Genomic DNA, 15425 nt, shown 5'->3' with positions numbered 1-15425 from the left:
AGCTGATCGATGCAGGCCGCAATCACCGAGCGACGGGGGCGGTGCCCCTCGCCGTACCGGCGAGCAGATCGACTTTCCCTGCATCGCGCGCGGCGAACGAGGTCGATTACAGGAGATCAACGTCTTGAGATCGGGCCTTCATGGCGTGTATGAGTAGCTCGTTTCCGCTGTCGTAGCGCAGCACAACCAGCTCTAAGAGACGCCCGTTCGGGTCGACGCCCAGCCGGAACTGGCGGGCAGGATTGTCGTGGTCCAGGTCGGCGACATAGACGTGGTGCTGTGCGGCGTAGATGCCGGCGTCTCCGCTGATTCCGTGTTTGAGTGTGGACTTATGTGCTTACAAGCGGCCTGGGTCCAGGCACGCACTGCTTCTCGGATCGCTTCGGACCGGGAGACGTTCTTGTTCTGCGCGCGCGTTCAACGCCGCGAGTAACGCGGCGTCCATCTGTACGGGCACTACGGCGCCGGGACCGACGCCAAGGGTCTGCCCGTCGCGGTCGAGTGAGATGTCCATCAGAGCAAATGCACGCCCGAACGGGGCGATCACGACGCCGGGTTCGCCATCTACGAGCGCCACTGATCTTCCCGCACGTGGTGAACTGTCGGGTATCGTCCGCAACCTCGGCGGCCCCACTTATGACTGTCGACGCTCCAGGCGCAACGAGAATTGGTGGCGGGTCCGGGCATCCAGGGGTCGGTATCGAGCCGGCGGTCGACGGGTGCTCAACTGACGGGTAGTTCCGTAACTTTCTTGAGAGGGCCCCACTAATGCGTATTGGAGTATCCGGCCCGCACGGGACCGGCAAGAGCACGCTGGTCGACGAGTTGTGTGGCCGCCTCGCGGGACACATTCGGGTCGATGAACCGTATTTCGTGCTCGAAGAGGAGGGGCGCGAGTTCGAGTTTCCACCCTCGGCTGATGATTACCGTGCGCAGCTTCGTCGTTCACTGCGATTGCTGACTACACCTTCTTCTGGTGTTGTATTCGATCGCACGCCGCTCGACTTCCTGGCGTACTTGTCGGCGTGTGGTGTCGATCCGGAGGCAGAAGTCGAGGCGGCGATTGTGAGGTCCGCGCTGTGTACTCTCGACGTGCTGGTTGTGGTGCCGATTACCGTCGAAACAGTGCAGAAGTTGCCTGCGGTGGGGATGCCGGAGCTGCAGCGCGCGGTGAACGACGCGTTGCTGGATTTGGTGTACGCCGATCCGATGCAGGTGTGTGACTCCCTGGTAGTTGTCGAGCTTGACGGCCCACTCCGTGGGCGGGTCGACACGGTTCTCTCGGCTTTGCAGTGACACCGGAATCGTCGAGCTGGGTGCGTTCGAAAGATGCTGGCACTGAGTGTTACTCGTGATGATCGACCTGGCGAAACTTCGATTTGTGGGCTGGCCGGTCTCTAAAATCGCAAGGGATGTACGTCTTCTCGGGTGAGCTGGTGCTGCCGCCCCTTCAGTTTGCCGCCCCGCAGAGCGCTGCTCACCAACGCGCGTTCCCGGGCTCACTCTCTGGCGGAGGGTATCGAAAACAGGCATCTCGTGGCTCAGAGTGAATTCTGAGAGCCGGTTGTCCTGGCAATTCTCGCGGAACCGAGGAAACGGAGTCCAGCGTGACAGTCGCCGCGTACCCATCCTTTCTGTTGCGATTCTCGCTACGGCCGCACTTTTCGTGGCCGGATGATCGTCGGGCTCCGAGACTGATTCGACAAACACCGTAACCGCTCGGCAGCCGCCCAACATCGACATAATCGCTGGTGCTCGCCCCGAATCCCACCATGACCGATTCTTGTCCCACCTTCAGGCGATGGCGGCTGTAGATTCCGATCTATTTGTCAGATCAACCTGCGACTTTCGAAAAACTACGCGACAGTTGGCGCTGAAATTCCGGGCAAAGATGGCCTTTTCGACAGCTGAGAACAATCCACCAGCAGTCGGTCAACACTGCCCCTCTCCCTGGACTCGACGGGATGAAACCGTTAGCAACGGAGCTACGAACGAGGCACGGGGCGTCAGGATTCACCAGTGTGTCGACGACCGGGAGTGACTGCCGACGGAAACTGTTGACTAGGTTCGAACCTTTCCAGCACCAGGCACCGACCCGACAGGTGACCTATCGCCATGGTTCTGTGGCAACAGGTGTGGCCGCGACTTCCCACGAGCATTCCGAGCGCTCCAAGGGGCACCCACCACCCCTTACATAATTTGCCAGCGGAGATCGTCCATGTCGTTTCCAACCTCAGCCGTCGTTGATGCCAACAAACACCTACTGGCGCTTTGCAACAACGGCAACATGATATGGTCGGCAACCAACAAAACCGCACACAACAAGATCGCATCAAACGGCGAACAGCTAACGACTGCAACAATATTCAGTCCACGGCAATCCGGGCTCACACCGCTCCGACGCCAACCACACGGGGACGCGGCATCACCGCTTTTCAATCCTGAAACAGCCACCCGAAAACCACCCCCTCACTTAGGGTGTCGGTTTGTCCAACAAGAACACGGACAAACCGCGGCAGGTCGAACTCATCGGTTTCGCCGCCGGGATGATGACGTACTCGATCGACCGGCCGTGTAGTGGGGAGTCTTCACCTTCCCGATCGGAATCGGGCTTGCAGTCAGTACCTATGGATGGCGGTGGGAGGAAAGCGATTCCGGGCCGTCGGTATTGCAGCGACTGCAGAAATTTTCGCCGTCAACCGCATCCGGGACCTCAACGAGGGCCAAGACACCGCCGAACTGACCGTCCGTATCAGCGGCCCGGGTTTGGACACGTTCGACGCTGACTGCGAGGCACCCAAAGGTAACGTGCTACCCCAGGTCGGTGACCGGCGCACGGTGATGGTGAATCCATCCGACCTCACCTTTGCCATCGTCTATGACCATCTTTCCAACAGGACTAGCACCAATCGTCCTTGCTCGATGATCCGTGGTGCTCCACTAAGCCCTCCTCCAAGAACAAGGAGTCCTACTTCACTCCAGGCAGGTCACCTCAAACTCGAAACACTTTGCAATGAAACGAGTTTGAAATGCTCTTCCTAAACGGGTAGCGAGTTGGCTCGACTGAGTGCCCTGCTCGTGATCTACCGATACCTGGGTGGAAGCGAGCGACGGACAGTACGCCACAGCCGCGCACGCCGGCAAAGCTACCGTGATTCGGGTATGGCTGTGGCACAACTGTATTCACAACCGAATGTGACCGCCATCGACAAGACATTTTCCAGTCGGTTGTTCAGACTTTTTCAGCGAGAACGTCGAGGTAGCTGATTTCGGGCGGCGCAGCGAAGAGTTCGTCGGCTCGTTCGCCGAGGGCCTTGCCGACCGGACCATTGAGATGTGTCTCGCGGGCAGCTTGGTCCGGGAATGCGTCGATGATGCCGAACGACGAGGGCCCGAACCGCACCGCGAACCAGGGTTTCGTGCCGGGCTCCTGCTCGACGAGCGGCAGTGCCGATCGGAGGAATTCCTCGACCGCTTCTTCCTTGCCGGGCTTCGCTTCAAGTCGGACCAGCAGCGCCTTGGTGGCCATATCGGATCTCCTCTTCGAGGTGGTGAACACTGTCAAGCATCACACCATCCATCGGTTAATGGAAGGTACCCAAACCCACCGTTCGAGGAAACCGATCCCAACCCCCTAGCGATCGTGGAGCCGAAGGAGGAGACTCCATAGTGAGGGAATGCGATGCCTGGATGCAGCCGCAGTTGCGTCGATGGCAGGAAAAATGTTGGTGCGCCGACATTTTGGTGCGATCTTCACTTCTGCGCGCCGTGGACCTTCCCCGAACAGCACGATTCATTCGGTCGGTCGCTCACGCGTGGACGCCTGCGGCCGACGAGATCAACCGGAAAGCCGCAGCTACAAGACAAGGGAGTGCCGCGATGAAAGCGCTTGTATACGACGGGCCTCGAGAGGTCCACGTCAAGGACGTGCCCGATGCGCGGATCGAGAATCCGACAGATGTGCTGGTGAAGATCACGAGCACCAACATCTGCGGGTCGGATCTACACATGTACGAAGGCCGCACCGATCTGGAGCCCGGAATGGTCCTCGGTCATGAAAACTTGGGCATCGTCGCCGAAGTCGGCAATGCAGTGGTCAAAGTATCGCCAGGGGATCGAGTGTGCTTGCCGTTCAACATCGGCTGCGGCTTCTGCCGAAACTGCGAGGAAGGGTTGACCGCATTCTGCCTGACGGTGCACCCCGATCCGAAGATGGCCGGCGCTGCATTCGGTTTCGCGGGGATGGGCCCGTTCTGGGGCGGACAGGCGGAATATCTGCGAGTGCCGTTCGGCGACTTCAACTGTCTGCGACTGCCCGAGGATGCCCAGGACAAGGAAACCGACTACGTGATGCTGTCGGACATCTTTCCCACCGGATGGCATTGCACCCGCCTGGCCGACATGCAACCCGGCGATTCGATGGTGGTCTACGGCGCTGGCCCAGTCGGTTTGATGGCCGCGTATTCGGCGATGATCCAGGGAGCGAGCAAGGTGATGATCGTCGACCGCCACCCCGACCGGCTACGCCTGGCCGAAGAGATCGGCGTCGTCCCCATCGACGACTCGAAGGGCGACCCCGTCGAGCAGGTCCTCGAGCAAACCAACGGGAAAGGCGCAGACAAGGGGTGCGAGTGCGTCGGCTATCAGGCACACGACCCGCAAGGCCACGAGGACGCCGCCATGACGATGAACCGGCTCGTGGATTCGGTGCGCTTCACCGGCCACATCGGGGTGGTCGGCATCTTCCTTCCCCAGGACCAGAACGGCCCCGACGAACTCGAGCGCAACGGCAAGATCGCCTTCGACATGGGCAAATTCTGGTTCAAGGGCCAGAAGATCGGCACCGGACAAGCGAACGTCAAACACTACAACCGGCAACTGCGCGACCTCATCCACGAAGACCGGGCAAAGCCCTCCTGGATCATCTCCCACGAACTCCCGCTCGCCGAAGCCGAATCCGGCTACCAGCACTTCGACGCTCGCGACGACGGCTGGACCAAAGTCGTCCTGCATCCCTGAGACGGCCAGAACCGAGAGGAGCACAACGATGCCAATGCCACTGCAGGGCAAGCAGATAGCGATATCGACTGCCGACGGGGCCGGAGGAGTAGAAGTCGTAGACGAACAGGTCGCGATCGACGGGAACCTGATCTCGAGCCGCTCGCCCGACGACCTTCCTGCGTTCCGTCAGGCCATCGTCGAGCAGTTCGCGAAGCTCGGGGCAGGTGCGTCATGACCGTGAACCAGACCTCGGTGTCCCTCGACGATGCGCAGCGGGTCATCGCCGCAGGACAGGCCAAAGCCACCGAGATCGAGTCGCCGTCGAACATTGCGGTGGTCGATGCCGGCGGCAACCTCGTGGCTCACGTGCGAATGGACGGTGCCTGGATCGCCAGCATCGACATCTCGATCAACAAGGCGTTCACCGCGCGGGCATTAGACGTCTCGACCGAGGACCTCGCGGCCAACGCGGGCCCGGGCGAGCAGTTCTACGGGATACACGCCTCCAACGGCGGACACATCATGATCTTCACAGGCGGTGTGCCTCTGCGGCACAACGGCCAGGTCGTGGGCGCTGTCGGCGTCAGCGGCGGCACCGGGGAGCAGGACAAGACCGTCGCCGAGGCGGCCGTGGCGGCGCTGTGAGCTCTGTTTCATCCGCGCGTCAGGTGAATTGACGCCGGCCAAGCCCGCTCGGCGAAACCGAATCCGGCTACCAGCATTTCGACGCTCACGACGACGGTTGGACCAAAGTCGTACTGCATCCCTGAGGCGGCTCCGAGCCGAGACGAACACAACCACGGCCAGACCTGGCACACCTGCGCCACCACGGGGGCGAGAGCAAACCGACCCCTCGATCGAAATCCTGCCAAAGGATGTAGCACAGGAATAGACGAGAACCACGTAAGTCCCGTAGTGACGGTGACCGAAACATGTTGAATTGCAATAGCTCCCGCCTGAGCGTTCTGTTGACCAGCCACAGAACGGGACGTTGAACCGTGCAGCACGCGGGTGTGCGCCACCTACTCGCAACCAATTGGAACCGACCAGTAGTGGCTCATTACCTTTCTGTCACAAGGAGATTCGATAGAACTACAATGAATCTCGTCCGGGTTCAACGGAGCTGCTGTTCACTGACTGTGACGATCTTTCGCAAAGGGAGTTCTCCTTTTGCATGCGCTGCGGTAGTGTGGACGTACCGCAGTAGCGGCCGACACTCGAGTTTTCGTGTCGAAGCCGATACTCGGAGTTTCATGCGATGGCCGCTTCGATCGGGTTCCGGCGGGCATCTTCGATCAAGGGCAGGTGTGGTCGCCACTGCCCCGTTGCGCCCCGCCCATCAGGCGAATGTTGTTGACGCCCTTTAGGTGGACGAAAAGACTCATCATGGCTGGGTGGTTCGTGAGCTCAACCGGTTGACCGGCGGTCGGGCCCTGTCAGTACACACAGGCCCGGCGAACCCCACAACATCAACGCTGAGGGGCGTGATGTCAAAGCACAGTGGCGGAAACCCTTACCCTCGGCCGCTCTCGAGCCTCACGCCCGCCATTCACGGATTGGTGTCGGGCGCCGTTATCGGCGCCCTGCTCGGTCTCCGTGACTTCACCCAATCCACTCGCCAAAACCAGGGAACTACGAAGTCCTTGCCGACATCGAGCGAAGTTGCGGGCGGAATCGCACTTGCTCAACGGCCGGGCCGATCGAAAGGAATTGAGTCATGACAACTGCTGTAGGCATCGACTTGGGCACAACCAACTCGGTCATCGCAAGCTGGCAAGGCGGCGAGCCGGTGGTGATCTCCAATGTGGAGGGAGCACGGACGACGCCTTCGGTGGTGGCGTTCACCGAGAACGGTGAGCGTCTGGTGGGCCAGCTTGCCCGACGGCAGGCGATCTTGAATCCGAAGGGCACGATCTACTCGGCGAAACGCTTCATCGGACGCCACTACGACGAGATCTCCGAGGAAGCCAAAGCGGTCAGCTTCGACGTCGTAGCGGGTGACAACGGTGAGGCCCGCTTCGACGTGCGCGGCAAGAAATACGCACCAGAGGAGATCAGCGCTCTCGTGCTGCGCAAGCTCGTCGACGACGCGAGCAAGTTCCTCGGTGAGAAGGTGAAGGAAGCGGTCATCACTGTTCCTGCCTACTTCAACGACGCGCAACGAAACGCCACCAAGGACGCCGGCCGTATCGCAGGCCTCGAGGTTTTGCGGATTATCAACGAACCGACCGCTGCGGCACTCGCGTACGGCATGGACAAACAGACCCACGAAACCGTACTGGTCTTCGACCTCGGCGGCGGAACCTTCGATGTGAGCCTGCTGGACGTCGGAGAGGGGGTAGTCGAGGTTCGTTCCACGGCCGGCGACTCCCACTTGGGCGGCGACGACTTCGATCGACGCGTGGTGGACTACCTCGCCGACGAATTCCAGCGCGCGGAGAACATCGATCTGCGTAAGGATGCGCAGGCGTTGCAACGACTGTTCGAAGCCGCGGAGAAGGCAAAGGTTGAGCTGTCCTCGGTGACCCAGGCCCAGGTAAACCTGCCTTTCGTCACCGCTGACGCGAATGGTCCCAAACATCTCACCACTACGATCATGCGATCGAAGTTCGATGATTTGACTGCCGATCTGGTGGAACGGTGCCTCGGCCCGGTGAAGCAGGCCATGAGTGACGCCAAGGTCGCCGCCAACGACATCGACGAAGTGATACTGGTCGGCGGTTCGACACGTATCCCGGCTGTACAGGCGCTGGTTCGCCGGCTGACCGGCGGCAAGGACCCCCACATGGGCGTCAACCCGGACGAGGTCGTTGCCCTCGGAGCCGCAGTCCAGGCAGGCGTGCTCAAAGGCGAGGTTTCCGATGTGTTGTTACTCGATGTCACCCCACTGTCCCTCGGCGTCGAGACGCAGGGCGGGGTGATGACGAAGATCATCGAGCGGAACACGACGATCCCGGCACGGCGCAGCGAAGTGTTCTCCACGGCGGAAGACAATCAGTCCGCCGTAGACGTCGTGGTGTTGCAGGGCGAACGCGAACGTGCGGCCGACAACCGGGTGCTGGGCCGGTTCCGGCTGGAAGACATCCGCCCCGCGCCACGTGGCGAGGCCCAGGTGGAAGTCATTTTCGACATCGACGCCAACGGCATCCTGAACGTCACCGCTCGCGACAAGGATACCGGCAAGGAACAGAGCATCACGATCAGTGAACAGGGCAACCTTGATCAGGGTGAGGTCGAGCGCATGTTGGCGGAGGCCGAACGGAACCGGGGTGAGGACGAGGCGCTGCGCAAGGCGGTCGACGCGCGCAACGGGCTCGATTCGGTTGCGTATCAAGTGGAGCGGCGACTCGCCGAACTCGGTGACAGTGCCCCGCCGCATGAGAAGGCGCGGGCCGAGATGCTGGTTGCCGACGCCCGAAAGGCCGTGCAGGACGGCGCTTCACCCGAAGAGGTTCAGCCACTCACCTCGGAGCTGCAACAGCTGCTCTACGGACTTGTGCCGGACCAGTCGGACGACGGCCAAGCAGGCGGCGCTGATGCTGCGTCGTCGGATGACGGCGACGTGATCGACGCCGAATTCGATCGAAGCTGAGGCGCACGATGGAAATGTCTGCAGATCATTCGACGACTGAGCCGACTACCAACAGCGCCGACACGGATCAAAGCAAGACCGAGTCCGATCGCGCCGAGACGGCAGACGAGCTGTCTCAACTCGAGGACCGTTGGCGCAGGGCCGTCGCAGATCTGGACAACCTGCGCAAGCGATACGCCAAAGATCTGGACCGTGAACGCGCCGCGGAAGTAGCGAAGGTTTCGGCGGCGTGGCTGCCGATACTGGACAACTTGGAGCTTGCGCTTGCACACGCAGGCAGCGATCCGCAGGCCGTCGTCGAAGGTGTGAAGGCGATCCGGGACCAGGCGGTACAGGTGCTCTCACGACTCGGCTTCGAGCGCCACGACGAGGCCGGTGTGCCGTTCTCCCCGGAACTCCACGAAGTGGTCAGTGTGGTAACCCGACCCGACCTTCCATCCGGGACCGTGGTCGAGGTCTTGCGCCCGGGTTATGGAGAGGACGGGCGACAGTTGCGGCCCGCCGCGGTGGTCGTCAGCCGCCCAGAGGGGTGAGCACCGATGGCCCGTGACTACTACGAAGTACTCGGCGTACCGAAGGGCGCCGGCACCGACGAAATTCAGCAGGCGTACCGCAAGCTGGCCCGCAAGTACCACCCCGATGTGAACAAGGATCCCACTGCGGAGGACAGGTTCAAGGAGGTCAACGAGGCCTATCAGGTGTTGTCCGACCCGGACACCCGGAAACGCTATGACCGATTCGGTGACGACTTCCGGCATGTACCCGAGGATTACGACGAACGGGTGCGGGCAAACGCCGCCGGGTACGGCGGTGGCGGGAGACGGGTGCACTTCGGCCACGGTGTCGGTGGTGAGGGTGCCGTCGACTTCGAAGACCTCTTCGGGCAGATGTTCGGCGGAGGCGGTGGGTTCGGACCGATTCCCGGCGCCGATCAGGAGGCCGAACTGGAACTGGCTCTGGAAGAGGCCTATCAGGGCGGAAAACGCACTCTCAGACTGGACGGACGGCAGTATGACGTCGACATTCCAGCCGGCGTCCTGGACGGCCAGCGAATCCGGTTGGCCGGGCAAGGAGGCCGAGGCAACGGTGACGCGCCGCCTGGGGATCTGTACCTCGTGGTGCGGATCAAACCGCATTCACGGTTCCGCGTGCAGGGTCGGGACATCTACGTCGATCTGCCCGTATCGCCATGGGAGGCGGTTCTCGGGTCGACAGTCGTCGTTCCCACACCGGGCGGAGAGGCGAAAGTCAAAGTGGTGCCAGGCTCTTCGACTGGTAGGAAGCTGCGCTTGCGCGGAGAGGGAATGCCGAATCCGCGCGGTGCCAACGGCAACCTCTACGCCGAAATCAAGGTGATGGTTCCGTCGAAACCGACAGCACGTGAACGCGAACTGTTCGAGCAGTTGGGCGCCGAATCGAACTTCAATCCGAGGAAAGAGACATGAGCACCTCAACGCCGATCACTCAGTACGTATTGGTTCGCCGTACCGGATTGTCGCCGGACGCCTTCGCCGAACGTACTGGCCTGCACCCGGATCTGGCACGAAAACTCGTGACTCTCGGACTGCTCGACGCCCACCGCTACGCCGGCGGAGAGATGTCGTTCGACCCATCCGAAGTGACCCACGCCGCACGCATCCAACGACTGCGGACGGGTCTGGGTCTCAACTACTCGGCAATCGGGCTCGTGCTCGATCTGCTGGATCGAATCGAAAGACTCGAAACAGCGGCCCGCAGAAGGAGGACATCCTCATGGACACCGGCAGCTTGACCGAAAAGTCACGAGAAGCCTTGCAGGAAGCCCAGAATGTTGCGACCAGAATGGGCCACACCGAAGTCGACGGAGAGCACCTGCTGCTCGCATTGGTCGATCAGCAGGATGGGTTGGTGCCCCGACTGCTCGAACAGGCCGGCGCGAATGTCGAAGCACTTCGATCCGATCTGGATCGTGAACTGTCGCGTAGGCCGAAGGTCAGCGGCCCCGGCGCGACCCCCGGTCAGGTGATGATCACCCAGCGTCTAGCCAAGCTGCTCGATGCCGCAGAGCGGGAGGCGAAGAGACTCAAGGATTCCTACGTGTCGGTGGAGCATCTTGTGATGGCCCTCTCCGAGGAAGGATCGGCCAGCGCGGCCGGGCGGGTCCTCGCCAGTCACGGGGTCACACGGGACGCCTTCCTCACAGCGCTGACGAAGGTGCGCGGCAATCAGCGTGTCACGTCGGCAACCCCGGAGGGGGCGTACGAGGCATTGGAGAAGTACGGGCGCGACCTCGTCTCCGAGGGGCGGGCAGGCAAACTCGATCCGGTCATCGGCCGGGATGCCGAGATACGCAGGGTAACTCAGATCTTGAGCCGGAAAACGAAGAACAACCCGGTGCTGATCGGCGACCCCGGTGTAGGTAAGACTGCGATTGTCGAGGGTCTCGCCCAGCGGATCGTCCGCGGCGACGTGCCCGAGGGCCTACGCGACAAGACGATCTTCTCGCTCGACATGGGTTCTCTGGTGGCCGGTGCGAAGTACCGCGGCGAGTTCGAGGAGCGACTGCAGGCCGTGCTGTCCGAGGTGAAGGCTGCCGAGGGGCGCATCCTGTTGTTCGTCGACGAGTTGCATACCGTGGTCGGAGCGGGCTCGGTCGGCGGCGAGGGGTCTCTCGATGCCGGCAACATGCTCAAACCGATGCTCGCACGCGGCGAACTGCACATGATCGGTGCCACCACTCTCGACGAGTATCGCAAGCACATCGAATCCGATGCGGCACTGGAGCGTCGATTCCAGACCGTTCTCGTCGACGAGCCCAGTGCCGAGGATGCGATCTCGATTCTGCGCGGACTTCGAGAACGCCTCGAGGTGTTCCATGGCGTGAAAATTCAAGACGGTGCATTGGTGGCCGCCGTGACCCTCTCGCACCGGTACATCACCGACCGCTTCCTTCCGGACAAGGCGATCGATCTCGTAGACGAGGCATGCGCTCGGCTCCGCACCGAAATCGATTCGATGCCTGCCGAACTCGACGAGCTCACCCGGAAGGTGACCCGTCTGGAGATCGAAGAGGCCGCACTGTCCAAGGAAACGGACGCGGCCAGCAAAGCGCGCCTCGAAGAATTGCGCAAGGAGCTGGCCGACCTGCGGGCCGAGGCAGACGCCCGGCACGCTCAATGGGAGGCGGAGCGGCAGGCGATCCGGCGGGTGCAAGAACTGCGAGGAGATTTGGAACGGTTGCGCATCGAGGCCGAGGCCGCCGAACGCAACTACGACCTCAATCGGGCAGCCGAGTTGCGATACGGCGAGATCACCGAGCTCGAACGCCGGCTCGAGGCGGCGGAGGAGCAACTGGCCACCAGACAAGGCCGAAATCCGTTGCTGCGTGAAGTGGTCACCGAAGACGAGATCGCAGAGATCGTGGCCGCATGGACGGGTATCCCGGTCGCCCGGCTGCAAGAAGGTGAGCGGGAGAAGTTGTTGAAGCTCGACGAGATCCTGCACGAGCGGGTCGTCGGTCAGGACGAGGCGGTGCAACTGGTCGCGGACGCTGTGATCCGGGCGAGGTCCGGTATCCGTGATCCTCGTCGACCGATCGGTTCGTTCATTTTCCTGGGCCCGACGGGCGTCGGAAAGACCGAGCTTGCAAAGACATTGGCCAGCGCCCTATTCGACAGTGAAGACAACATGGTGCGCCTCGATATGAGCGAGTACCAGGAACGGCACACGGTGAGTCGGCTCATCGGTGCACCTCCCGGATACGTCGGGTACGACGAAGGTGGCCAGCTCACCGAAGCGGTGCGGCGTAAGCCGTACTCCGTGGTGCTCTTCGACGAGATCGAGAAGGCCCACGCCGACGTCTTCAATACCCTGCTGCAGGTGCTCGACGACGGCCGGATCACCGATTCTCAAGGGAGGCAAGTCGATTTCCGGAACACGGTGATCATCATGACCTCCAACATCGGATCCCAGCATCTCCTCGACGGGGTCACAGCCGACGGCGAAATCAAGCCGGACGCCAGGGAACGGGTGATGGCAGAACTGCGCGGGCATTTCCGCCCCGAATTCCTCAACCGGGTCGACGACATCGTGCTGTTCTCCCCACTCACCCTGCCCCAGATCGAGTACATAGTGGAACTGCAACTCACTGACCTTCGAAATAGGTTGTCGGAGAGACAGATACACCTGGAAATCACGCCGGAGGCACGCCGACTGATCGCCGAACACGGGTTCGACCCTGTCTACGGTGCGCGGCCGCTGCGCCGATACATCGCACACGAGGTCGAAACCAAGATCGGCCGTGCACTGTTGCGCGGCGAGATCAAACCGGACGGCACCATCAGCGTCACGGTGGACGGCGGCGAGCTTGCCGTCGCGTATGCCGAACCCGCCTTCGCGGCGGCCTGAGAAGAGGTAACTGGTCATGGGATCCGAAAAGGTGAAGTGCCCGAACTGCGGCAAGACCAACAACATCCCGGCAGCAGGGGAAGGAAAACCTCGCTGCGGCAACTGCCACGAGCCGCTGCCCTGGATCGCCGCGGCGGGAGACGGTGACTTCGCGGAGATCGTCGAAAAATCCTCGGTGCCTGTGCTCGTGGATCTATGGGCGACGTGGTGCGGCCCGTGTCGCATGGTCAGCCCCGCGCTCGAGCAGCTCGCCAGAGAACACGCCGGCCAGATCAAGCTGGTCAAGGTCGACGTCGATGCTGCACCCCGGACGGCTGAACGATTCACCGTCCGCGCCGTGCCGACTCTGCTGGTGATGGACCGGGGTGAGGTTCTCGCTCGCCAGTCGGGCGCAGCTCCGGTCCCCCAGCTGCGCACGTGGCTCGATCAGGCGCTCTCGGAAAATGCCGGCGAGGAGGCGAAGTCATGAGTCCTGTCCATGCGGACCCACATGTAACCGCGATCCGGGCCGTGGTGCCCCGTACCCCGCAGGGCTGCGAGGAATGTCTTCGCCTCGGCACCCCGTGGGTGCATCTGAGGCTGTGCCTGACGTGCGGACACGTCGGTTGCTGCGACTCTTCGCCGGGCAGGCACGCGAGTGCTCACGCTCACGCCATCGGGCATCCGATCGTCCAGTCGATGGAGCCCGGCGAGGATTGGCGGTGGTGTTATGTCGACCAGAACTTCGTCTGAGGGCGCCTCACCCATCGGGTACAGCCCGCCGGTCGACGACGAGACCCCGGACGAGGAGGGCGCCTTCCCGCGGCTGACGGACGACCAGGTCGCGAAGCTCGAGGTCGGTGGCTCGCGTCGACCGGTTCACGCCGGCGAGGTGCTGATCCGAGAAGGCGCGCCTGACAACGATTTCGTCGTCGTCCTTTCCGGAAAGATCGTAGTCGTCGACGAAGGCGACGCGGACGGCGAGCGCCGGATACTGCGCGTGCACGGTCCTGGGCGTTTCCTGGGCGAGCTCGGACTCCTGGAAGGTCAGGTGGCGTTCTTCACCGCCGAAGCGATCGAGGACGGCGAGATACTCGTCGTCCCGGCCGAGCAGGTACGCGAGCTGATTGCCCACGATCCCGTGCTCAGCGATTTGATCCTGCGCGCCTACCTTGTGCGTCGGCACTTGCTGATCGGGCTCGGCTCCGGATTCCGGATCATCGGCTCCTGTTTCTCCCCCGATACATTGCGGCTTCGCGAGTTTGCCATGCGAAATCGTTTGCCCCACAGGTGGTTCGACTTGGAGCAGGACGAACGGGCGGAGCAGCTGCTACGCAGCCTGAACGTCGCCCCCGAGGACACACCCGTCGTGATCTGGCACGGCGAGAAGGTGCTGCGCAATCCGACGAATGCGGAACTCGCACGCGTCGTCGGGCTTCCTGTCCCGGCACCCGTCGCGGACGCAGCCAAGGACGTCTACAACCTCGTCGTCGTGGGTGCCGGACCGGCCGGCCTGGCCGCATCGGTGTACGGCGCCTCGGACGGGTTGAACACGGTGACGTTGGAGCGGATCGCTGCGGGCGGCCAAGCCAGTACCTCATCCCGGATCGAGAATTATCTGGGATTCCCCGCCGGGGTCTCCGGCTCCGAATTGGCCGAGCGAGCCGTGCTCCAGGCCGGGAAGTTCGGCGCCCGCATCCTGGTGTCGGCAGAAGTGACCGGTTTGGGATCCGAGGCCGGGAACCATGTGCTCCGACTGGCGGACGGCGGGTCGGTGCACGCCCGGGCCGTTGTGCTCGCCGCCGGGGCGCGGTACCGCAAGTTGGCCGTTCAGGGGATCGAGGCGCTGGAAGGAACAAGCGTGTACTACGCCGCAACGCATCAGGAAGCACGGATATGCGGCACCGACCCGATAGCCATCGTCGGTGGCGGCAACTCCGCCGGCCAGGCCGCCGTCTTCCTCGCCGAGCACGTCTCACAGGTGCACCTGCTCATCCGCGGCGATGACCTCGGGAAGAGCATGTCCCGATACCTGGTCGACCAGATCGAACACCATCCGCGGGTCACCGTGCACCGGCACACCGAGATTCGTGCGGTCCACGGCGAGAAATACCTCGAAGCAATTGCAGTCGAGGACAATCGCACCGGCGACCAGGACACGATTCGGGTGCGCGCCCTGTTCGTCTTCATCGGGGCGGTACCGCACACCGGGTGGCTTGCCGACGCGATCGCACTCGACGACCACGGCTTCGTCCTCACCGGTGTGGACGCGATCCACGCACGAGCGGACGGCAGCCTGCCAATCAACGGCGGCCTGTCCAGGACGCTCGAAACCAGCCTGCCCGGCCTGTTCGCGGCGGGCGACATCCGCCGCGGTTCGGTGAAACGAGTCGCATCCGCCGTCGGTGAAGGAGCGATGGCCGTACGCCAAATCCATGAATACTTCGAAAGGAGCTGACGACATGCC

General features: G+C 62.4%; 13 protein-coding genes and 2 pseudogenes. 12 read left to right on the top strand and 3 right to left on the bottom strand.

The genetic code is table 11. The annotated features are described in order from the left end of the window. Positions 1 to 106: 106 nt before the first annotated feature. Both ABH939_RS23075 and ABH939_RS23070 read right to left on the bottom strand, forming a co-directional pair. A complete protein-coding gene (locus ABH939_RS23075; protein WP_374229161.1) occupies positions 107 to 292 on the bottom strand; it encodes a toxin in 186 nt (61 codons plus the stop codon). A gap of 50 nt (positions 293 to 342) precedes the next feature. Then, positions 343 to 484 (bottom strand): annotated as a pseudogene (locus tag ABH939_RS23070) (ribbon-helix-helix protein, CopG family); the annotation flags it as partial. Between the two features lie 284 nt (positions 485 to 768). Here ABH939_RS23070 and ABH939_RS23065 point away from each other — a divergent pair. Then, on the top strand, positions 769 to 1296 hold the full coding sequence (locus ABH939_RS23065; protein ID WP_007735561.1) for an AAA family ATPase: 528 nt from the start codon (positions 769 to 771) through the stop codon (positions 1294 to 1296). 1936 nt (positions 1297 to 3232) lie between these two features. Here ABH939_RS23065 and ABH939_RS23060 read toward each other — a convergent pair. Continuing rightward, entirely contained in the window at positions 3233 to 3529 is a 297-nt protein-coding gene (locus ABH939_RS23060; protein ID WP_020971354.1) for a putative quinol monooxygenase, read from the bottom strand. Between the two features lie 350 nt (positions 3530 to 3879). Here ABH939_RS23060 and ABH939_RS23055 point away from each other — a divergent pair, with 350 nt between their 5' ends. The 11 genes and pseudogenes from ABH939_RS23055 to ABH939_RS23005 all read left to right on the top strand — a co-directional run bounded on the left by ABH939_RS23055 (position 3880) and on the right by ABH939_RS23005 (position 15416). Then, entirely contained in the window at positions 3880 to 5019 is a 1140-nt protein-coding gene (locus tag ABH939_RS23055; RefSeq protein ID WP_024487877.1) for a glutathione-independent formaldehyde dehydrogenase, read from the top strand. 85 nt (positions 5020 to 5104) lie between these two features. After that, positions 5105 to 5236, top strand: a pseudogene (locus ABH939_RS23050) (DJ-1/PfpI family protein); the annotation flags it as partial. Continuing rightward, positions 5233 to 5646 carry a heme-binding protein gene (locus ABH939_RS23045; RefSeq protein ID WP_007735555.1) on the top strand — a complete coding sequence of 138 codons (414 nt, stop codon included), beginning with the start codon at positions 5233 to 5235 and terminating at the stop codon, positions 5644 to 5646. The pseudogene ABH939_RS23050 and the gene ABH939_RS23045, both read left to right, overlap by 4 nt. Before the next feature lie 1072 nt (positions 5647 to 6718). Then, complete coding sequence (gene dnaK, locus ABH939_RS23040) at positions 6719 to 8593, top strand: molecular chaperone DnaK (RefSeq protein WP_064074378.1); 1875 nt, start codon at positions 6719 to 6721, stop codon at positions 8591 to 8593. Between the two features lie 8 nt (positions 8594 to 8601). Then, a complete protein-coding gene (locus ABH939_RS23035; RefSeq protein WP_007735553.1) occupies positions 8602 to 9126 on the top strand; it encodes a nucleotide exchange factor GrpE in 525 nt (174 codons plus the stop codon). Between the two features lie 6 nt (positions 9127 to 9132). Beyond that, positions 9133 to 10038, top strand: coding sequence for a DnaJ C-terminal domain-containing protein (locus ABH939_RS23030; RefSeq protein WP_007735552.1), 906 nt, complete (start codon positions 9133 to 9135; stop codon positions 10036 to 10038). Continuing rightward, positions 10035 to 10364, top strand: coding sequence for a chaperone modulator CbpM (locus ABH939_RS23025; protein WP_054781457.1), 330 nt, complete (start codon positions 10035 to 10037; stop codon positions 10362 to 10364). The genes ABH939_RS23030 and ABH939_RS23025 overlap by 4 nt, the downstream gene beginning before the upstream one ends. Then, positions 10346 to 12979, top strand: a complete 2634-nt coding sequence (gene clpB, locus ABH939_RS23020) for an ATP-dependent chaperone ClpB (protein WP_404650192.1) — start codon at positions 10346 to 10348, stop codon at positions 12977 to 12979. The genes ABH939_RS23025 and clpB overlap by 19 nt, the downstream gene beginning before the upstream one ends. A gap of 16 nt (positions 12980 to 12995) precedes the next feature. Further along, entirely contained in the window at positions 12996 to 13448 is a 453-nt protein-coding gene (gene trxA / locus ABH939_RS23015) for a thioredoxin (protein WP_007735549.1), read from the top strand. Next, positions 13445 to 13711 (top strand): UBP-type zinc finger domain-containing protein, encoded by a 267-nt coding sequence (locus ABH939_RS23010; RefSeq protein ID WP_007735548.1) that lies wholly within the window; start codon positions 13445 to 13447, stop codon positions 13709 to 13711. Before trxA ends, ABH939_RS23010 begins: the two co-directional genes overlap by 4 nt. Beyond that, positions 13689 to 15416, top strand: a complete 1728-nt coding sequence (locus ABH939_RS23005; RefSeq protein ID WP_404650191.1) for an FAD-dependent oxidoreductase — start codon at positions 13689 to 13691, stop codon at positions 15414 to 15416. Before ABH939_RS23010 ends, ABH939_RS23005 begins: the two co-directional genes overlap by 23 nt. Positions 15417 to 15425 lie beyond the last annotated feature (9 nt).

The organism is Rhodococcus sp. 27YEA6 (assembly GCF_044908235.1).
Lineage (GTDB): Bacteria > Actinomycetota > Actinomycetes > Mycobacteriales > Mycobacteriaceae > Rhodococcus_F > Rhodococcus_F qingshengii.
Note: the sequence above shows the minus strand (reverse complement) of the source record. Positions and strands in the feature narration are given on the sequence as shown.

Coding starts and splice junctions, on each gene's coding strand:
- ABH939_RS23045 (WP_007735555.1), top strand. CDS start 5,233: ATGACCGTGAACCAGACCTCGGTGTCCCTCGACGATGCGCAGCGGGTC.
- ABH939_RS23030 (WP_007735552.1), top strand. CDS start 9,133: ATGGCCCGTGACTACTACGAAGTACTCGGCGTACCGAAGGGCGCCGGC.
- ABH939_RS23055 (WP_024487877.1), top strand. CDS start 3,880: ATGAAAGCGCTTGTATACGACGGGCCTCGAGAGGTCCACGTCAAGGAC.
- ABH939_RS23060 (WP_020971354.1), bottom strand. CDS start 3,529: ATGGCCACCAAGGCGCTGCTGGTCCGACTTGAAGCGAAGCCCGGCAAG.
- ABH939_RS23005 (WP_404650191.1), top strand. CDS start 13,689: ATGTCGACCAGAACTTCGTCTGAGGGCGCCTCACCCATCGGGTACAGC.
- clpB (WP_404650192.1), top strand. CDS start 10,346: ATGGACACCGGCAGCTTGACCGAAAAGTCACGAGAAGCCTTGCAGGAA.
- ABH939_RS23010 (WP_007735548.1), top strand. CDS start 13,445: ATGAGTCCTGTCCATGCGGACCCACATGTAACCGCGATCCGGGCCGTG.
- trxA (WP_007735549.1), top strand. CDS start 12,996: ATGGGATCCGAAAAGGTGAAGTGCCCGAACTGCGGCAAGACCAACAAC.
- ABH939_RS23025 (WP_054781457.1), top strand. CDS start 10,035: ATGAGCACCTCAACGCCGATCACTCAGTACGTATTGGTTCGCCGTACC.
- ABH939_RS23065 (WP_007735561.1), top strand. CDS start 769: ATGCGTATTGGAGTATCCGGCCCGCACGGGACCGGCAAGAGCACGCTG.
- dnaK (WP_064074378.1), top strand. CDS start 6,719: ATGACAACTGCTGTAGGCATCGACTTGGGCACAACCAACTCGGTCATC.
- ABH939_RS23035 (WP_007735553.1), top strand. CDS start 8,602: ATGGAAATGTCTGCAGATCATTCGACGACTGAGCCGACTACCAACAGC.